Annotated in this window: 19 protein-coding genes; 15 read left to right on the top strand and 4 right to left on the bottom strand. The window is 66.2% G+C overall.

The features are described from left to right. Positions 1-78 precede the first annotated feature (78 nt). Both HHL08_RS14780 and HHL08_RS14775 read left to right on the top strand, forming a co-directional pair. On the top strand, positions 79-2,412 hold the full coding sequence (locus tag HHL08_RS14780; RefSeq protein WP_169573919.1) for a patatin-like protein: 2,334 nt from the start codon (positions 79-81) through the stop codon (positions 2,410-2,412). Between the two features lie 29 nt (positions 2,413-2,441). Next, positions 2,442-2,921 (top strand): hypothetical protein, encoded by a 480-nt coding sequence (locus HHL08_RS14775; protein ID WP_169573990.1) that lies wholly within the window; start codon positions 2,442-2,444, stop codon positions 2,919-2,921. 172 nt (positions 2,922-3,093) lie between these two features. Here the strand turns inward: HHL08_RS14775 and HHL08_RS14770 are convergent, their stop codons facing one another. Beyond that, a complete protein-coding gene (locus HHL08_RS14770; RefSeq protein WP_235955070.1) occupies positions 3,094-3,384 on the bottom strand; it encodes a 4a-hydroxytetrahydrobiopterin dehydratase in 291 nt (96 codons plus the stop codon). Between the two features lie 22 nt (positions 3,385-3,406). Between HHL08_RS14770 and HHL08_RS14765 the strand changes: the two genes are divergently transcribed. From HHL08_RS14765 to HHL08_RS14740, 6 genes are all read left to right on the top strand, one after another. After that, positions 3,407-3,832 carry a metallopeptidase family protein gene (locus HHL08_RS14765; RefSeq protein ID WP_169573917.1) on the top strand — a complete coding sequence of 142 codons (426 nt, stop codon included), beginning with the start codon at positions 3,407-3,409 and terminating at the stop codon, positions 3,830-3,832. Then, positions 3,829-4,428 (top strand): heme ABC exporter ATP-binding protein CcmA, encoded by a 600-nt coding sequence (ccmA, locus tag HHL08_RS14760; protein WP_169573916.1) that lies wholly within the window; start codon positions 3,829-3,831, stop codon positions 4,426-4,428. Before HHL08_RS14765 ends, ccmA begins: the two co-directional genes overlap by 4 nt. After that, positions 4,425-5,072, top strand: coding sequence for a heme exporter protein CcmB (locus tag HHL08_RS14755; RefSeq protein ID WP_169573915.1), 648 nt, complete (start codon positions 4,425-4,427; stop codon positions 5,070-5,072). The genes ccmA and HHL08_RS14755 overlap by 4 nt, the downstream gene beginning before the upstream one ends. Positions 5,073-5,172: 100 nt before the next feature. Further along, entirely contained in the window at positions 5,173-5,397 is a 225-nt protein-coding gene (locus HHL08_RS14750; RefSeq protein ID WP_169573914.1) for a hypothetical protein, read from the top strand. Between the two features lie 141 nt (positions 5,398-5,538). Beyond that, positions 5,539-6,429, top strand: a complete 891-nt coding sequence (locus HHL08_RS14745; protein WP_169573913.1) for a DMT family transporter — start codon at positions 5,539-5,541, stop codon at positions 6,427-6,429. 80 nt (positions 6,430-6,509) lie between these two features. Then, positions 6,510-7,454 (top strand): cupin-like domain-containing protein, encoded by a 945-nt coding sequence (locus HHL08_RS14740; RefSeq protein WP_169573912.1) that lies wholly within the window; start codon positions 6,510-6,512, stop codon positions 7,452-7,454. 90 nt (positions 7,455-7,544) lie between these two features. On the opposite strand, the gene HHL08_RS14735 is transcribed toward HHL08_RS14740, so the two are convergent. Further along, positions 7,545-7,823: a chorismate mutase gene (locus HHL08_RS14735; protein ID WP_169573911.1), complete on the bottom strand. Its 279-nt coding sequence runs from the start codon at positions 7,821-7,823 to the stop codon at positions 7,545-7,547. A gap of 103 nt (positions 7,824-7,926) precedes the next feature. Here HHL08_RS14735 and HHL08_RS14730 point away from each other — a divergent pair, with 103 nt between their 5' ends. Next, complete coding sequence (locus HHL08_RS14730) at positions 7,927-8,955, top strand: polyprenyl synthetase family protein (protein ID WP_169573910.1); 1,029 nt, start codon at positions 7,927-7,929, stop codon at positions 8,953-8,955. 187 nt (positions 8,956-9,142) lie between these two features. Continuing rightward, entirely contained in the window at positions 9,143-9,922 is a 780-nt protein-coding gene (locus tag HHL08_RS14725) for a TSUP family transporter (RefSeq protein WP_169573909.1), read from the top strand. Between the two features lie 4 nt (positions 9,923-9,926). Here the strand turns inward: HHL08_RS14725 and HHL08_RS14720 are convergent, their stop codons facing one another. Beyond that, positions 9,927-11,537, bottom strand: coding sequence for an ATP-binding protein (locus HHL08_RS14720; RefSeq protein WP_169573908.1), 1,611 nt, complete (start codon positions 11,535-11,537; stop codon positions 9,927-9,929). Positions 11,538-11,699: 162 nt separating this feature from the next. On the opposite strand from HHL08_RS14720, the gene hrpB reads away from it, so the two are divergent. The 5 genes from hrpB to HHL08_RS14695 all read left to right on the top strand — a co-directional run bounded on the left by hrpB (position 11,700) and on the right by HHL08_RS14695 (position 18,372). Next, positions 11,700-14,144: an ATP-dependent helicase HrpB gene (gene hrpB / locus HHL08_RS14715; protein WP_169573907.1), complete on the top strand. Its 2,445-nt coding sequence runs from the start codon at positions 11,700-11,702 to the stop codon at positions 14,142-14,144. Positions 14,145-14,199: 55 nt separating this feature from the next. Beyond that, entirely contained in the window at positions 14,200-14,478 is a 279-nt protein-coding gene (locus HHL08_RS14710; protein ID WP_169573906.1) for an ETC complex I subunit, read from the top strand. 120 nt (positions 14,479-14,598) lie between these two features. Continuing rightward, a complete protein-coding gene (locus tag HHL08_RS14705; RefSeq protein ID WP_169573905.1) occupies positions 14,599-14,844 on the top strand; it encodes an acyl carrier protein in 246 nt (81 codons plus the stop codon). 110 nt (positions 14,845-14,954) lie between these two features. Next, entirely contained in the window at positions 14,955-16,217 is a 1,263-nt protein-coding gene (spt, locus tag HHL08_RS14700) for a serine palmitoyltransferase (protein WP_169573904.1), read from the top strand. A 121-nt stretch (positions 16,218-16,338) separates the two neighbouring features. Further along, positions 16,339-18,372, top strand: a complete 2,034-nt coding sequence (locus HHL08_RS14695; RefSeq protein ID WP_169573903.1) for an ATP-binding protein — start codon at positions 16,339-16,341, stop codon at positions 18,370-18,372. On the opposite strand, the gene HHL08_RS14690 is transcribed toward HHL08_RS14695, so the two are convergent. Then, positions 18,329-19,207 (bottom strand): hypothetical protein, encoded by an 879-nt coding sequence (locus HHL08_RS14690; RefSeq protein WP_169573902.1) that lies wholly within the window; start codon positions 19,205-19,207, stop codon positions 18,329-18,331. The two genes, HHL08_RS14695 and HHL08_RS14690, sit on opposite strands and share 44 nt — an antisense overlap. Positions 19,208-19,210: the final 3 nt, after the last annotated feature.

Below are 19,210 nucleotides of genomic sequence, written 5' to 3'. Positions count from 1 at the left end.
TTCTCGACTTCGCTCGAAACGAACGGAACTTGGCTTGTCGGCCTCGACAAGTCCGCCACCCTCTGCGACGTTCGCCCCATGAAGGAGCGGGAATTGCGGCTTGCGCTGGTCTGCTATGGCGGCATCAGCCTGGCGATCTACATGCATGGCATCACCAAGGAGGTGTGGCATCTGGCCCGCGCCAGCCGCGCCTTCCATGAAGGCGTGCCGGCCAGCGGCGGCAGCGAGGCGGTCTATGCGCAGGTGCTGGCGGCGATGGAGGCGGCGAGCGGCGTTCGGCTGCGCGTCATGCCCGACATCATAGCGGGGGCCAGCGCGGGCGGTATCAACGGCATCTTCCTGGCGCAGGCGATCGAGACGGGCCAGTCGCTGGAGCCGTTGACGACCATGTGGCTGGACAATGCCGATGTCGACCGGTTGCTGGACCCCGATGCGCGCCCGGCCCGCGCCATGACCAAATTCTGGGCGACGCCGCTCGTGTGGATGGCGGCGCGGCGGCCGGGCGATGCGGTGGAGCGCACCGTAGCCCCGGACACGCGCGAGGAAGTGCGGATGAAGCTGTCCCGCTTCATCCGGTCGCGCTGGTTCGAGCCGCCCTTTGGCGGGGAAATATTCTCCACCATGTTGATCGATGCCTTCGATGCGATGGCGGCGTCGGGGAATGGGCCGCCGCTGCTGCCCGACGGGCATCCCCTCGACCTGTTCGTGACCGTCACCGATTTCGAAGGGCATCCGCAAAGCCTGAACCTCAACAGCCCGGCGCAGGTGATCGAGACGGAACATCGGCTGTCGATCGGTTTCAAGGCGCGCGGGCGGGGGGAGCGGCCGTTCGCCGATCCGGCCGAACTGGTGTTTGCGGCGCGCGCGACCGCCAGCTTCCCCGGCGCCTTCCCGCCCTTCACCGTGCGCGAGCTGGACCGGGTGCTCAAACGCCGCCATCGCGCATGGCCGACGCGCGACGCCTTTCTGGGCCGCGCCCTGCCCCGCCATGCCGCGCGCGGGACGGCGGAGGACGCGGTCCTGATCGACGGGTCGGTGCTGGCCAACGCCCCCTTCGCCCAGGCGATCGGCGCGCTGCGTAATCGGCCGTCGCGGCGCGAGGTGGACCGGCGCTTCGTCTATATCGATCCCAAGCCGGGGCACCGTTCCATCCGCCTGAACAAGGAAGGCGAGCAGCAGGATGCGCCGACCGGGGCGGACACACCGCTGCCCGGTTTCTTCCGCACCATTTTCGGTGCGCTGTCGGACATTCCGCGCGAACAGCCGATCCGCGACAATCTGGAGGCGATCGACCGGCACAGCACGCGCATCCGGAGGATGCGGCGTATCTTGGACGCGCTGCGCCCAGGCATCGAGGCGGAGGTAGAAAGCGCGATCGGCAAGATGCTGTTTCTGGACCGGCCGACGCCCGCACGCCTGTCCGCCTGGCGCGCCAAGGCGCAGCAGCGGGCGGCGAGCGCGGCGGGCTTCGCCTATCCGGCCTATGGCCATCTCAAATTATCGGGCATCGTCGAATCGCTCTGCTCGCTGCTGTTCCGCCTGAGCGGCGAGGACAGCGCGATGATGCGCGAAAGCTATCGTCAGGCGATCTGGGCCGATATTCGCAAGAATGGCGCGGACCAGTTAAGCGCGGAGAGCGGTTCGGCCTCCGCCCCCGTCGCCTCCTTTCGCGCCCATGACCTGGCCTTCCGCATCCGCCGCCTGCGCTATCTGGCGCGGCGGCTGGCCGATACGCTGGAACTGGCGGCACAAGTCGACGATCCCGCGGTGCTGGGGATGCACGACGCCATCTATGGCGCGCTGACGCTCTATGCCGAATGCGAGGATAGCGATTTCCATGACGCCGACGTCGTCGCGGCGGCCAAGGCGGTGCCGACGGATGCCGCCACGGCGCTGGCCGCGGTGGCGCAGGCGCGCGGGCTGAAAGCGCGGGACGAGGCAGCCGACCTGATGCTGGCCGAAGCGCTGGCGGCGCTGCCCAAGGCGGGGCGGCGCACGATGCTGCTCGCCTATCTGGGTTTCCCTTTCACCGATATCGCTACGCTACCGTTGCTCCAGGGTGACACTCTGGATGAATATGATCCAGTCAAGGTCGACCGGATTTCGCCGGAGGATTGCGGCGCAATCCGTAGCGGCGGCGCGAGTGCGACACTCAAGGGCATTGAATTCAACAACTTCGGTGCGTTCTTTAGCAGGGTCTATCGCGAGAATGACTATCTGTGGGGCCGGCTGCACGGTGCCGAGCGGCTTCTGGACATCGTGATTTCGGCAATGCCCGCAGCAAGCCGTCTTTCGCCCGAAACGCTGGCGGACTATAGGCGGGCGGCGTTTCTGGCGATCCTGGACGAAGAAGAGTCGCGGCTGCCCCATGTAGCCGATTTAATCGCCAGCTTGCGGAAGGAGATCGGGTGAGCGGGCGTTTGGGTCTGGTTCCTGTGGTACTGATGCTGGCCTTGGTCGCCGGCTGTCGCGACTCGTCCGCAGACAGTGCGCAGGCCGACAATGGCCCGTCGCAACCGATCACAACCGTCGCCACGATCGCGCCGGAACCCGCCCCCCTGCTGCCCCCCGTCGAACCCGTCGTCGCGCCAGTGAAGGCGTCGCCGGTCGTGACGGTGCGCGCGCAGCCAGCGCCGCGCAACGCGCTGGACCTGCCGCCGTCGGATGATGGCGGGTCGGCCCTGCCCTTCCCGCAGGAAGTCACCACCTTCATGGTGGACCGCGACGGGTGCGACCATTTCCGCGGCGAAGAACCCTATGATGCGGAACGGCGCGCCTATATCGCCGAGAATATCGCCGAATTGTGCAGCGGCACCGATGCCAAGCTGGCGATGTTGCGGCGGCGCTATGCGGGCGATCGATCGGTGACGGCGGCGTTGCGCGGCTATGAGGAGCGGATCGAGGGCGTGTCGAACTATTAAGGCTTGGCAACTTTAAATAACCGTTCGTCCTGAGTAGGGACTGAGCGCAGTCGAAGGCCCGTATCGAAGGCACGCTGCGCGACATCCTTCGATACGCCATTTCGACAAGCTCAATGGCTACTCAGGGCGAACGGATGATTTAAACCAGAGTTGTCCATTTTATTCAGCGACCTTAGTGCGCCAGCGCGTCGATCGCGTGGGCGAGAGCGATGTCGCGTTGCGACAGGCCGCCGGCGTCATGGGTGGTGAGAATGATATCCACCCGGTTATAGACGTTGGACCATTCAGGATGATGATCCGCCTTTTCGGCCAAGATCGCGACCCGCGTCATGAAGCCGAAAGCGCCGACGAAATCGGTGAAGGTGAAGCGGCGCGATATCCCGTCCGGCTCCGCCACGGCGGTCCATTGCGGCAGTTCGGCCAACGCCACGGCGCGATCCTCTTCGCTGAGTTTACCAATCATGTCCCTATCCTCATGAAATACCATGCGGTATGTGGCAGGCATGTCGCATCCCGGTCAACCGCCCCGCTTCGCCCCAACCCCCCAGGAGATCGAGGCGCTCGCATTGGAAGCGCTCAGTCGCCTGCCTGACCCGTTCAACGCGCATCTGTCCGATGTCGTCCTGTTCGTGGAGGAGTTCGCGCCCGCGGACATCTTGAAGGAGATGGAGATTGACGACCCGTTTGGGCTGACCGGCCTGTATAGCGGCCGTCCGGTGGGGCAAGAGGCGCAGACCGGGGACATACCCCCGACCGTCCATCTGTTCCGCCGTCCGCTGCTGGACGAATGGGTCGAAACCGGCGTGCCGCTCGACGCGCTCATCACCCATGTCGTTGTGCATGAGATCGGCCATCATTTCGGCCTGTCCGACATCGACATGCATGTGCTGGAGGATATGGTCGCCTCATGACCGGGGCGGCGCTGCGCCTGACCAACCTGGCCTGCCTGCGCGGGGGGCGGATGCTGTTCCGGGGCGTCAACCTGGCGCTGGCGGCGGGCGGCGGCGCGTTGCTGACCGGCCCCAATGGCGTGGGCAAGTCCAGCCTGTTGCGGGTCGTCGCCGGGCTGCTGCCCGCCTTTGCCGGTACGGTGGAGCGGACGGGTAGCATCGCGCTGACCGACGAGCGGCTGGCGCTGGACATGGAGGCGCCGCTGGCGCGGGCGCTGGATTTCTGGGCTAAACTGGACCGGGCCGATGGGCAAGCCGTCGCCCGCGCGCTGGACGCCATGGCGTTGACGCCGCTGGCCGACGTGCCGGTGCGGATGCTGTCCACCGGGCAGCGCAAGCGGGCGATGCTGGCGCGGGTGATCGCCAGCGGCGCTGGCGTATGGCTGCTGGACGAACCAGGCAATGGGCTCGACACGGCGTCGACAGCGCTGCTGGGTGCCGCGGTGGCAGCGCATTTGGCGGCGGGCGGAATCGTGCTGGCCGCGTCGCACCAGCCGCTGCCGATCGATGCGCCGGTTACGCTGGCGCTGGCCGATTACGGGGAAGAGGCGGCATGAGGCTGCTCTGGCTGCTCGCCGCGCGGGATTTGCGCCAGGCCTGGGCATCGGCAGGGCTGTGGCTGCCGGTCGCCTTCCTGCTGCTGGTCGCCAGCCTCTATCCCTTTGCGGTCGGGCCGGATGCGGCGCTGCTGGGGCGGACCGGGGGCGGGATGCTGTGGATCGCCGCGCTGCTCGCCAGCCTGCTGCCGGTCGATAGGCTGGTCACGCCGGACAGGGATGGCGGCGTGCTGGACCAGATCGCGCTGCGCGGCATTGGCGAGGAAATGGTCGTAATCGCGCGGCTGGCGGCGCACTGGCTGGGCTTCGGCCCGCCGCTGATGATCGCCACTTTGCCCGCCGCAGCGCTGCTGAAGCTGGACGGCGCGATCATCGTGCGACTGGAGATCGGGCTGTTGATCGGAACGCCCGCGCTGGCGGCGCTGGGGCTGCTGGTCGCGACGCTGACCGCCGGGCTGCGATCGAGCGGGGCGCTGGCCGGGTTGCTGGCGCTGCCGCTGGCGGTGCCGCTGCTGATCTTTGGCGCGGGGACGCTGGGCGATGGCAGCGGCGCGGCGCTGAAGTTCCTGGGCGCGGCGTCGCTGCTGCTGGTGGCGATCACGCCGTTCGCGGGCGGGGCGGCGATCCGGGCCGGGCGGGAATAGGCATTTCGCGGCGCGCGCCCCCCTTCATTGACGAACGGCGGGAAATCGGGCATCTGCCGCCACGGCATTCGAGAAACATCGAAGCCAGGAGAGGATGCCCATGGACCGCATTCAGACGAATTCCGGCGAGATTTTTCATGCACTTTTGATGCGATGCCTGGCTGACCGACATCAGCCCACAGACGAGGAGATCGACCTTGTCGCCGGCAAGATATGGCATGAGAGCCGCGGATCGGCGACCGGCCAGCCTTGGCCGGACGTGGCGCGCGGCAGTGACGCGCACCGGCAGATGATCCAGGCGGCGACGATGGCCCTTATCCCCTAATCGCAGGAGACGACGCCGCCGCGATAACCAAGGCGGATCGCCTGCCTACCCGCCTGATGGACCGGGGCGAGAGGGCAAACCTCCGTCCATCCTCCTTTGCGCCTGCTCGACATCGCCCTGCCCTTCCTTCAAAGGCGGCGGATGTTCGGTATTGTCGCGTCCATCCTGTTCGTCCTGATCTGGTCAACCGGCTTCATCGTCGCGCGGGCGGTAGTGCCGCATGGCGCGCCGGAGTTGATCCTGGCGGTGCGGCTGACCGCAACGACTCTGCTGCTGGGCGGCGCGGCGCTCTATGCGCGGCAGGGGTGGCCGCGGGGCCGGCGGCTGGGACTGCATCTGGCGGCCGGGGCGATGCTGCATGGATTGTACCTGACCGTCAGTTGGTGGGCGGTGAGCCGCGGGATGCCAGCCGGGATCATGTCGCTGCTGGGCGCGACGCAGCCGCTGATGGTAGCGGTGGCGAGCGTCGCGTTGTTGGGCGAGCGGTTGCCAGGGCGTAACTGGGCGGGCCTGGCGATCGCGATCGGCGGAGTGGTGTGCGTGCTGCTGCCCGCGCTGGAGCGGAGCGGCGCGGGGGCGATCGGGCTGATCCCGGTGGTCGCGGGTGTTATCGCGGTGATCGCCATGACCGGCGGGACGCTGATCCAGCGCGGCCAGATTGCGGGCGACCCGATTTTGATGTCGGGCGCGGCGCAGAATCTGGGCGGGGCACTGGTGGCGATCGCTGCGACGCTGATCGTGGGGGAATATCGCTGGGACAATGCGCCGATATTGTGGATCGGGCTTGGCTGGTCGGTGCTGGGGCTGTCAGCGGCGGGGCTGTCGCTGCTGGTGTGGCTGGTGCGGCATCAGGGGCCGACGCGCATGTCGATGCTGTTGCTGCTGGTCCCGCCGCTGGCCGCGATCGAGGCATGGCTGTTGTTCGAGGAGCGGCTGGGGCCGGTCCAGCTTGTCGGATTCGCATTGGCGCTGGGTGGCGTGTTGTTGGGGCGGTCGCAGGGCAAGAAGGCGGCGCTGGTCGAGCCGGCCTGAATTCACAGCGTTGGGATAGCCCGTCACCGAACCGTCATCTTCTGCAATAGCGCTGTCATGATCGCGCGATAAGGGGTGCCATGAGCAAGCGTCCGCCTTCCCTTCCCGCCCAGGCCCATGACATGCGGATGCAGATGGCGCTGCGGCAGATCGATTTTGGCGCAGCGCCCCGCCCAGCGACGGCCGCCCCCAAGCCACAAGCGCCCGACGATGCGCTGGCGCTCAAACGCCGCGACTGGCTGGCCGACGTGCAGGAGCGGCAGCGCGCCTTGTCGCCCTATGCTTCGGGCCTGCTGACCGCGGAACATCTGTCGGGGGAGGATTTCCTGCACAGCTTTTACGCGCCCGGACGGCCGGTGCTCATCAAGGGCGCGATGGCGGGGTGGCCCGCGCTGGACCTATGGACGCCCGACTATCTCGCCGAAACGGTCGGCGACGCGATGATCGAATTTCAGGGCGACCGGTCGCGGGCCGCCGATTATGAACTGGCCAAGGACCGGCACAAGATGCGGGGCCGCTTCCGCGACTTCATCGCGATGGTGCGTCATGGCGGCAACAACGCCTATCTGACTGCCTATAACAGCGCAGCCAACGGTCCGGCGCTGGCCCCGCTCCAAGCCGACCTGGGGCATCTTAACGCCTATCTCACGCGCGCGCCGGGGATGCTGTGGATTGGCGGAGAAGGCACGTTTACGCCGCTGCATTTCGACCTGACCAACAATATGCTGGCGCAGGTTACGGGGACCAAGCGCGTGATCCTGATCCCGCCGTCCCAGACCCGGCGGCTGGCGCACAAGGCCCATGTTTTCAGCGAGGTGCGCGACGTCACCGACGAGGCGCGGCTGGCGCTCTATCCGCAGGCGCGGGACGTGCTGCGCTATGAGGTGCTGCTGACGCCGGGCGACCTGCTGTTCGTGCCCATAGGCTGGTGGCATCAGGTGCGGTTGGAGAGTTTCGCGACCATGCTGACCTATACCGGATTTCATTGGCCCAATGTCGGGTATGAGGGCTATCCGGCGGGGTGATTCAGCGCCGTGTGCTCGCACACAGGCAAGAGCCAGGTCGAGGGCCGGACTGGACTCCTGCTTTCGCAGGCGTACGCTATTCCGGCCCGATCAGCCCTCGCGCAATTGCTCGTGGTGGCGGATCACTTCGTCGATGATGAAGCGCAGGAATTTTTCGGTGAAGTCGGGATCGAGCTTCGCGTCGAGCGCCAACTGGCGCAGACGGGTGATCTGGCGCTCCTCCCGGCCGGGATCGGCGGGGGGCAGATCGTGAGTCGCCTTATGCTCGCCGACCGCCTGGGTGACCTTGAACCGTTCGGCCAACATGAACACCAGCGCCGCGTCGATATTGTCGATGCTTTCGCGATAGCGGTTCAAAGTCTCGTCCACGTGGGGCCTCCGGTTCCAGATGGCGCGCTTTTTGCCGCATCCGGCGCGTCGCGCAAGCTATTCCCGCTTGCCTTTCATATTTTGCATCGCCACATGCGCGGTCATGACAGCACCTGCCCCCGGTAACGTCCACCCGATCGGCCGCGCCACAGCCGCGCCTTCGCTCGCCCCCATCATGGCGCTCGTCGCCGACGGCATGAACCAGGTCAATGCCGTGATTCTGGACCGGATGCAGTCGCGCATCCCGCTGATCCCGGAACTGGCCGGCCACCTTATAGCGGGCGGCGGCAAGCGGCTGCGGCCGATGCTGACTTTGGCCTGCGCCGATCTGGTCGGCTATGCCGGATCACGCCATTACAAACTGTCGGCTGCGGTCGAGTTCATCCACACCGCTACGCTGCTGCATGACGATGTGGTCGACGGATCGGGGCTTCGGCGGGGGCGCAAGACCGCCAACATCATCTGGGGCAACAGCGCCAGCGTGCTGGTGGGTGATTTCCTCTTCTCGCGTTCCTTTGAGCTGATGGTGGAAGCCGAGTCCCTGAAGGTGCTCAAGATCCTGGCCAATGCGTCTGCCGTGATCGCCGAGGGCGAGGTCAACCAGCTGACCGCCCAGCGTAAGATCGACACCAGCGAAGAACAGTATCTGGATATCATCGGCGCGAAGACCGCCGCTCTGTTCGCCGCAGCGTGCCGCATTTCCGCGGTGGTCGCCGACCGGGACGAGGGCGAGGAGCAGGCGCTGGACGTCTATGGCCGCAATTTAGGGATAGCGTTCCAGTTGATCGACGACGCGATCGATTATGAATCGGACGGCGCGACCATGGGCAAGGATGCGGGCGATGACTTCCGCGATGGCAAGGTGACGTTGCCGGTGATCCTGGCCTATGCGCGCGGATCGGAGCAGGATCGCGCCTTCTGGAAGGCGGCGATTGCGGGCCACAAGATCGGCGATGAAGATCTGGCCCATGCGACCGGGTTGTTGCGCCAGACCGGCGCGATCGCCGACACGCTGGCGCGGGCGCGCCATTATGGCCAGCGGGCGATCGACGCGCTGGGGCGCTTTGATGCCGGCAAGGCGAAAGCGGCCCTTACCGAAGCGGTGGAGTTCGCTATAGCGCGCGCTTATTGAGGGGATGGGTGGTTTCGCTCGTTTCCTGTCGCGATACTGACTTCAATAGTCCGTTCGTCTTGAGTACCCACTGAGCGAAGTCGAAGTGGCGTATCGAAGGATTGAGCGTGGATGGATGCTTCGATATGGGGCTTCGACTTCGCTCAGCCCCTACTCAGCACGAACGGGAGTATAAGGCTTCCTAGTCTTGATCCTGTCCCCCGAAACCATCGCCTTCCTCATGGCCGCAGCAACGATGGCGGGGTGCATCGACGCGATGGCGGGTGGCGGGGGCCTCATCACCCTGCCCGCTCTGATGGCCGTTGGCATACCGCCGGTGCAGGCGGTGGCCACCAACAAGCTGCAAAGCTGTTTCGGCACGTTCGGCGCTTGCGTCGCCTATGCGCGGCGGGGGCATATGGATTTGAAGACCTATAAGGCTCCGATCATCGCCGCCTTTGTCGGGTCGGTCGGCGGGGCGTGGCTGTTGCAGCGGGTCGATCCGTCGATCCTGGCGGGACTGATGCCTGCGCTGCTGGTGGCGATGGCGGCCTATTTCACCTTCTCCCCCAAGCTGGGCGATGCCGACCGTCACGCCCGCGTGGGCATGGCGGGCCTGACCGGGCTGGTCGGCGTGGTCGGTTTCTACGACGGCTTTTTCGGGCCGGGCGCGGGCGCTTTCTACACCACCATATTGCTGGCGCTGGGCGGCCTGTCGATCCTGCGCGCCACCGCCCAGACCAAGGCCGCCAATTTCGCGAGCAATGTCGCAGGGCTGCTGACGATGGTCGCGGGCGGGCATGTGATCTGGATCGCCGGGCTGTGCATGGCGGTGGGCAGCCTGGTCGGCGGACAGATCGGGTCGCATCTGGCGATGCGTTTCGGGTCGCGCCTAATCAAGCCGCTGCTGATCATCATGTCGCTGGCGCTGACCGCCAAGATGCTGCTGGACCCGAAAAACCCGATCCATATTTATCTGTTTAACTGACCCGTCAGCCGGCCTGCACCAGCGTCGCGACGCGGCGGTGCAGTTCGTCCACGGCGAAAGGCTTGGTCAGCACTTCCATGCCATGTTCGATATGGCCATGGTTCAGCACGGCATTTTCCGCATAGCCGGTGACGAACAATATCCGCAGGTCCGGGCGCAGCGTGCGAGCGGCATCGGCGACCTGACGGCCGTTCAGGCCGCCGGGCAGGCCGACATCGGTGATGAGCAAGTCGATCCGGCCGCGTGATTCCAAAATGCGCAGCCCCGATGGTCCGTCCGCAGCCTCCAGACACGCATAGCCCAAGTCGCTGAGCGCATCCACGATCAGCATTCGCACCGACGGTTCGTCGTCGATCACCAGCACTGTTTCGCCCGCCTCCGCCTCGACCGCCGGGTTGGCGATGTCGGGCGCATCCACATCTTCCTCACCGCGATGCCGGGGCAGGTAGATGCAGACCATCGTGCCGTCGCCGGGTTCGGAATAGATGCGGACATGGCCGTTGCTCTGGCGCGCGAAGCCATAGACCATGGACAGGCCAAGACCCGTCCCCTGCCCGATTGGCTTGGTGGTGAAAAAGGGGTCGAACACGCGGTCCAGAATCGCCTTGTCGATGCCCGTCCCAGTATCGCTGGTGCAGACGGTCACATATTGGCCGGGGGTCAGGCCATGGTCGCGCGCGGTGCGCTCATCGAGCCAGCGATTGCCCGTCTCGATCGTGATCTTGCCCCCCGACGGCATTGCGTCACGCGCGTTGATGCAGAGGTTGAGCAGCGCATTTTCCAGCTGGTTCGCGTCCACCAGCGCAGGCCAGAGGCCGGACGCGGCGATCGTCTGCACCTCGATCTGCGGGCCGACCGTGCGGCGCACCAGTTCGGAAAAATCGCCGAGCAGCCGGTTGACGACGGTGGGCTTGGGGCTGAGCGTCTGGCGGCGGGAGAATGCAAGCAGGCGATGGGTGAGCGCGGCGGCACGACGGGTCGCGCCCTGCCCGGCGGTCAGATATTTGTCGACGTCGACTGTTCTGCCCTGCGCTAGCCGCACACCGATCATTTCGAACGCGCCGGAAATGCCGGCCAGCAGATTGTTGAAATCATGGGCCAGGCCGCCGGTCAGCTGGCCGACCGCCTCCATCTTCTGCGCCTGGCGCAGCGCGCTTTCTACCTCTTCCCGCTCGGCCAGCGCCTGTTCGATACGGGCTTCAAGCGTTTCGTTGAGGTCGTGCCCCGCCTTTTGCGCCTTCACCTGCGCACTGACGTCCTTGAACAGGACGGCGACCTGGCGGTTTTCGAACGGCCCGACGCGGAAGGAGGAGACGTCGAGATAATGGCCGGTCTTTTCCAGTTCACGCTGGAAACGGATCGGCTTGCCCGTGCGGAGCACGCTGCCATAGAGTTCGACCCAGCCGTCCGCCTCATCTGGCACCATTTCGCGCAACTTCTGGCCCACGACATTGGGGATGCCCGCATTGCGTTCATAGGCGGCGTTCGCCTCGACATGGATATAATCGCTTAAGGGACCATGGGGACCATCGAAAAATTCGATGATACAGAAGCCGTCCTCCATCGTTTCGAACAGAATGCGATAGCGTTCCGCGTCCCCGATCAGGCTGTCCATTCCCCGTGTCGTCCCTTCATCTGCGCGGCGTCCATCTTCGCCGACAGACAAATATGGATCAATAGCTTTGGCCGCGGAACGTATGGCAAGGCAACTATTTCCACGTGCGCCTGCTTTTTGCGCGGCTTGCGATTTGCCGCAATCAGCGCGAGAGGGGGCGCGATGAGCGACCTGCCGATCCATGATGTGCTGCCCGACCTGCTCGCCGCGTTGCGGGCGGGCAGCAATGCCGTGCTGGTGGCGCCGCCGGGCGCGGGCAAGACGACGGCGGTCGCGCCGGCGCTCCTGAGCGAACCATGGTGCAGCGGCCAGGTGTTGCTGCTGTCGCCGCGACGGCTGGCGGCGCGGGCGGCGGCGGAGCGGATCGCCGAGATGATGGGCGAGCAACCGGGTGGCACGGTCGGCTATGCCACGCGGATGGACAGCAAGGTTTCGGCGCGGACGCGACTACTGGTCCTGACCGAGGGCATTTTTGTAAGGCGCATACAGGACGACCCGGAACTGGCGGGCGTGTCGGCGGTGCTTTTCGATGAAGTGCATGAGCGCAGCCTGGACAGCGATTTCGGGCTGGCTTTGGCGCTGGACGCGCAGGAGGCGTTGCGGCCGGACCTGCGGATCGTGCCGATGTCGGCGACGCTGGACGGCGCGCGCTTCGCGGCGCTGCTCGACGGCGCGCCGGTGATCGAAAGCGAGGGGCGCATCCAGCCGCTTGAGTTGCGCCATATTGGGCGCGCGGCGGAACAGAAGATCGAGGACGCAACGGCGGCGGCGATCCGCCGGGCGCTGAGCGAAGAGGCCGAGGGCGACCTGCTCGCCTTCCTGCCCGGCGTGCGCGAGATCGAGCGGACGGCGGAGCGGATCGAGGGCGTTGGGGTCGAAGTGCATATGCTGCATGGGTCGCTCGATCCCGGCGCGCAGCGGGCAGCGATCAGGCCTTCCCGTTCCGGCGCACGAAAGGTCATTCTTGCAACGAGCATCGCGGAAACGAGCCTGACGATCGACGGCGTGCGGATCGTGGTGGACTCTGGCCTTGCGCGGCGGCCACGCTACGACCGGGCGGCGGGGGTGACGCGGCTGGTGACGGAACGCGCCAGTCAGGCGTCGGCGACGCAACGTGCGGGCCGCGCGGCGCGGCAACGGCCTGGCGTGGCCTACCGCCTGTGGGAGGCGGCAGCGAGCGCGGGGATGGTGCCATTCGACCCGCCGGAGATATTGGAAAGCGACCTGTCCAGCCTGCTGCTCGATTGCGCCTTGTGGGGGGTGAGCGATCCAGGGGCTTTGCGCTGGCTCGATCCGCCGCCCGCTGCGGCGGTGGAGGAAGCGCGCAGGCGGTTGACCGTGCTGGAGGCGCTGGACGATGACGGGCGGATCACTTCGCATGGAAAAGCGCTGGCGAGCCTGCCGCTGTCGCCGCGCATCGCCCATATGCTCGTGCGGGCGGGCGAGATGGGGCTGGCGGAAGTGGCGGCCGAAGTCGCCGTGCTGCTGGGCGAACGTGGCGTCGGCGGGCAGGACAACGACCTGACGTTGCGGCGGCAACGCTGGCGGCGGGAGAGCGGCAAGCGGGCGGAGGCGGCGCGGGGTCTGGCGCGGCGCTGGGCGAAGCTGGTGAAGCGTGGGCCCGGCGATGGCGGCGGCGATCATGCGGTCGGCCTGTGCCTCGCCCTAGCCTTCCCCGATCGCGTCGCCAAACGCCGGTCCGCCGATGGCGCGGACTGGGCGAGCGTGGGCGGGCGCGGATTCCGGCTCGATCCGCTGTCGCCGCTGGCGCGCGAGGACTGGCTGGCGGTCGGCGAAGTGCAGGGTAGCGCGGCGGGCGCGCGCATCCTGTCCGCCGCGCCGATCGGCGAAGGCGAGGTGATCGCCCTGTTCGGCGCGCGCATCGCCGAGCATCGCACGGTGAAGTTCCGTGCCGCCAATAGTGGTATCGAGGCCCTGCGCGAGCGGCGGTTGGGCGCGGTGCGGCTGTCGTCGGGGTCTGATGACAGGCCCGACCCGGATGCCGTGGCTGCGGCGCTGGTCGATGGCGTGCGGCAAGGCGGGATCGATCTGCTCCCCTGGTCGGAAGCGGCCCAGTCGCTGCGGATGCGGGGCGGCTTTGCCGGGATCGAGGCGCTGTCCGATACCGCTTTGCTCGCGACGCTGGACGATTGGTTGCCGCCGTTGCTGACGGGCAAGCGGCGGCTGTCGGACATTGACAGGTCGCAATTGTCGGGCGTGCTGGAAGGGCTGATCGGCTGGGACGGCAAGCAACAGCTCGACCGGCTGGCACCGCCCGATTTCCGATCGCCCGCTGGCAGCAGCCATGCGATCGACTATGCGGCCGAGGGCGGGCCGCGGGTGGAATTGCGGGTGCAGGCCCTGTTCGGTCTGGCCGAGCATCCGATGGTGGGCAGCCAGCGTATTCCGCTGGTCCTTTCGCTGACCTCGCCTGCCGGACGGCCGATCCAGACGACGCGCGACCTGCCCGGCTTCTGGGCGGGCAACTGGCGCGACGTGGCCAAGGAAATGCGCGGGCGCTATCCGCGCCATCCCTGGCCCGACGATCCGGCCGCAGCCAGCGCCACATTACGCACCAAAAATGCGGATGCCCGCCGCAAGTCTTGACTTAGGCGCGCGCGCTGGTGCAACGCAGCATGACGAATTACCGGAGTCTTTCGCGATGAGCGCGCGCATTTACCAGATCCAGAAGAACGCCCTCCAGTCCGGCAAGGCGCTGACCCATAAATGGGTGCTGGAATATGCGCCCGCCGAAGCCAAGCAGGCCGATCCGCTGACCGGCTGGGCCGGTTCGGGCGACACCAAGCAGCAGTTGAAGCTGAGCTTCCCGTCGCAGGAGGCCGCGATTGCCTATGCCGACAAAGAAGGCGTCGCATATACCGTCATCGCAACGCCGCCCAAGACGCTGAAATTACAGGCCTACGCCGACAATTTCCGATAAATACCCGCTTTCGTTCCCTCATATTCGGGCGCGATGCTGCCCGATTGACGCCTTATTCGCTTGCCATAGGGCAGGACGGGGCGGCAAATGCCGCGCTTTGACGGAAAGATTTTCACGATAATGACGGATCGCACCGATATTTTCGACAGCATCGCGACGCAGGTCGCGCCCTTCAACAAGAAGGGCGTCGCACTGACCGAAGCCACCACCTTTGCCGGCGACCTGGAATGGGATAGCCTGACGGTGATGGATTTCGTCGCGGCGATCGAGGATGAGTTCGACATCATCATCACCATGAACATGCAGGCCGAGATCGAGACAGTCGGTCAGTTGGTCGACGCGGTCGCCAAGCTGAAGACCGCCTGACATATTAACTGCCGTTCGCGCCGAACGAAGTCGAAGCCCATTGCCGAGCGGAGCCGACGCTCCATGCTTCGCCTTCGCTCAGGACGAACGGCTTAGGGATCATTGAGATTATGACCGACGCTGCCGCCACCGCGAACGACGCGCATACCCCGGCCGAAACGCCTGCCGCGCGCGACCTGTTTTCCAAGTTCGATGCCCTTATCGCGGAGCGCGAGGCGCTGCTGGCGACCGGCGTGCGCGATCCCTTCGCGATCGTGATGGACGAGGTGAAGTCGCCGACCCAGGCCGTCATCAAGGGCAAGGACACGATCCTGCTGGGCACCTATAATTATATGGGCATGACGTTCGACCCGGACGTGGTCGCGGCCGGCAAGAAGGCACTGGACGAATTTGGCGCCGGCACGACCGGCAGCCGCGTGCTGAACGGCACCTATCAAGGCCATGCCGAGGTCGAGACGGCGCTGCGCGAATTTTACGGCACCAGCGGCGCCATGGTCTTTTCGACCGGCTACCAGGCCAATCTGGGCGTCATTTCGACGCTGGCGGGCAAGGGCGACTATGTCATTCTGGACGCCGACAGCCATGCGTCCATCTATGACGGCTGTTTCCTGGGCGACGCGGAGATCGTGCGTTTCCGCCACAACAGCGTCGAAGATCTGGCCAAGCGCCTGGCCCGCCTGCCCGCCGATGCGCTGAAACTGGTCGTGCTGGAAGGCGTTTATTCGATGCTGGGCGACGTCGCCCCCCTGCCCGAGATGGTCGCGGCGATCCGCCAGCATCCCAATTGCATGATCCTGGTTGACGAAGCCCATGGCATGGGCTTTTTCGGCGAACATGGCCGGGGCGTCTATGAGGAACAGGGCGTCGAGGCGGATGTCGACTTCGTGGTCGGCACCTTCTCCAAATCGGTCGGCACGGTCGGCGGCTTCTGCGTCTCCAACCATCCCAAGTTCGAGATTCTGCGCCTCGTCTGCCGTCCCTATGTCTTCACTGCGTCGCTGCCGCCCAGCGTCGTCGCCACCGCGGCGACCAGCATCCGCAAGCTGATGCATGCCGGCGAGAAGCGCGTCCATCTGTGGAAGAACAGCAAGCGGCTGCACAAGGGGCTGACCGACCTCGGCTTTACGCTGGGCACCAAGACGCCGCAGTCGGCGATCATCGCCGTCATCCTGACCGACCAGCGCCAAGCCGTCGCGATGTGGCAGACGCTGTTGGAACTGGGCCTGTACGTCAACATGGCGCGACCGCCGGCGACCCCGGCCGGCACCTTCCTGCTGCGCTGTTCGCTATGCGCCGAGCATAGCGACGCACAGGTCGAGCAGATCATCGGCATGTTCGAAACGGCGGGCAAGGCGACCGGTTCGATCCGCTGACGGCAATGGTGCCACGATGCACGCCCGAAAGAGGCGTGGGCGCGACGGATCATCATTTTAATGGGGAACTTTTGATCCGTGATGTTTCGCGGTTAAGCTTGTTGGTCTAGTGTAACGGTCCATGGCCGACAGCGACCATCAGTTTGAACGCGACCCTGACGGGTGGGCCAGGGGCTGGCGCGCATTGACGCGGCGCATCCTGCCGCTGCTGCTGGCCGCCTTGTTGATCACGTCATTGGGCGCCCTGCTCTACAGCGCCAGCAATGCCTCGCAGGAACATGCCCAGGCGCTGGCCGAACAGCAGAGCAGTTTCGAGGTCGTCGCGCTGGCGCGGGGCTTCGAGGCGCGCATGGCCCGCGCCGAAGTGACGCTGGCCCGCTATGTCATCAGCCTGGAACCCGATACCGGGCGGCTGTTTCAGGACCAGTGGCGCGGTGCCGCCAGCCAGTTGAAGGCGCTCAGCTATGCCACGCGCCGGTCGGGCTGGCAGCATGGCAATGTGGACGCGCTGCACTATGCCTTCATCCAGCGCGGCAAGACGCTGAGCGAAATCGGCCTGCGCACCACCTACGCGCAGAAGATGGCGGCCCTGGGCCGCTTTCATCAGGCGGGCAAGAGCCAGGATCTGCGCCGCATCACTGCGCTGCTCGATTTGGTTATCAAGGCGGAGAATGACCGGCTGCGCGAACGTAGCCTGGCCGTGACGCTGGCGGGCGACCGCAGCGAATGGGTGGGCAAGACGTCGCGGCTGGTGGGGCTGGCGATGCTGGTGTGCATATTGTTCGGCGTCTGGTTCGCCAACACCGCCTTTCGCGAGCGCCGCACCGCCCGGCGGCTGGCGGAGGCGGAAACCGAGCGCGCCGATCGGCTGGAGGCGGCGGTCGCGGCGCGCACCGCCGAACTATCCTATGCCTATGAGCAGTTGAAGCTGGAAGCGGCGGACCGCGCGGCGGCCGAACATGATCTGCGCCAGATGCAGAAGATGGACGCAGTGGGCCAGTTGACCGGCGGCATCGCCCATGATTTCAACAATATGCTGGCGGTGGTGGTAGGCGGGCTGGAACTGGCCAAGCGCAAATTCCGGTCGAAGCCCGAAGAAGCCAGCCGCCATCTGGACAATGCGATGGAGGGTGCCAATCGCGCGTCGGCGTTGACACGCCGGCTGCTGGCCTTCGCCCGCGCCGAACCGTTGCTGCCCAGCGCGGTCGATCCCGATGCGTTGCTGTCGGGCATGGCGGACCTGATCGACCGCACGATCGGGGACCAGATCACCGTCCGCTTCGCGCAGGGGGCGATCGGCTGGTGCATCTTCGTCGACCAGCATCAGATGGAAAATGCGATCCTGAACCTGTGCGTCAATGCCCGCGACGCGATGGATGGGCGTGGCCAGTTGACGCTGGCGACCGGGCAGACGGTACTGGCGGCGGGCGAGATTGGCGAATGTGCGGCGGGCGACTATGTCACCGTGACCGTCACCGACGATGGCTGCGGCATGACGCCGGACGTGCTGGCGCGCGTGTTCGAGCCGTTTTTCACGACCAAGCCGGTCGGCAAGGGCACGGGCCTGGGCCTCAGCCAGATTTTCGGCTTCGTGCGCCAATGTCGCGGCGAAATTCGCATCGAATCGGAGCCGGGCCAGGGCAGTAGCGTGCATCTCTACCTGCCGCGGTCCATGGTCGCGGGGGACGTCGCCAATGCGGAGGTCAGCTTTTCGCGCGCGCCGGTGAAACAGCCCCCGACCCGCATCCTGGTGGTCGAGGATGATCCGCGCGTGTTGAACCAGACGATGGCGGCGCTCAGCGAACTGGGCCATTTGCCGATCGCCTGCGACCATCCGGCCAAAGCGGCCCGGCTGCTCGCCAATCATGGCGACGTCGGCCTGATCATCAGCGACGTGTTGATGCCCGACATGACCGGGCCGGAAATGGTGAAGGCGCTGCCCGCCCGGTTCCGCCACCTGCCGGTGCTGTTCGTCACAGGCTATGCCGGCGACGCCAATGACAGCGCCGATTTCGAGGGGCATGAGGTGCTGCGCAAACCCTATACGCTGATGGCGTTGGGGCAGGCGCTCACCCACACGCTCAGCGGCCAGGCCCTTAACGATCAGGCCCTTAACGAATCGCGCCACCCCGGAACAGCCGCGGCAGCAGAGTGACCGCGCCCAGCAGCGGCCAGCGCCGCTGCCAGGGCTTGATCGCGATCTGCGTGCCGGCATGGCGGTTGATCTTCCACGCCAGATAGTCGATGCCGCCGGCATAGGTGAAGCTGGCCTTGGCCAGACGGATCACCGACAGGCGCTTGCCGCGGCGCTGAAGGCTGCGCCAGCGCGCGGGGGCATCGGCTGGCGAGGACGGCAGACCATCGGCCAGCGCCGCGTCGCCGACGCGGCGATAGCGATCAGGATCGGCATCGACGATCGAGAGGGAGCGGCCCGTCTTCTCGGCGCGCAGTTCGGCATTATAGGTCAGGGTGAAGCCGGTCCGCCACAAGGCAAGCGCATCACCCTGCCCCGCCGCCATCGGCCGCGCCAGCGCAAGCAGGGTCGGTGCGGCCTGCGCCACGGCGGCGATCGCACGCTGGCGCGCGAGGTCGTCGGCGGCCCAGAGCAGGCGCGAGGGTTGAGCGAAGCGCGCCCAGACCGATACATTGTCCGCATCCATGCTGTTCAGCCGGGCGAAATCGGCTTCGGACAGGACCGCATATTTGGCGATCAGGCCCTGATGTTCGAACGGGAAGACATTGGGCGGGATCAGGCGGTTGGCGCGCGCCAGCCAGCTTTTGCCATAGGCGGCGGGATAGTCCGAAACGATCAGGTAGAAATCCAGCATCAGCCCGTCGAGATTCTTCTCACGCAGGCAGGAGCCGTAGAACAGCACGGCGCGGGCCGCCTGCGGATATTGGGCCGCAAGCGCACCCGCCATCGCGGCGGCGCGGGGGTCTGCCGGGGCGCTGAGTTCAGCGGTGACGAGGGGGAGGAGGTTGTTTGGCATTCA

The organism is Sphingobium psychrophilum, from assembly GCF_012927105.1.
In the GTDB taxonomy this organism is placed as follows: domain Bacteria; phylum Pseudomonadota; class Alphaproteobacteria; order Sphingomonadales; family Sphingomonadaceae; genus Sphingobium; species Sphingobium psychrophilum.
This window is presented reverse-complemented; position numbering and strand designations above follow the sequence as displayed.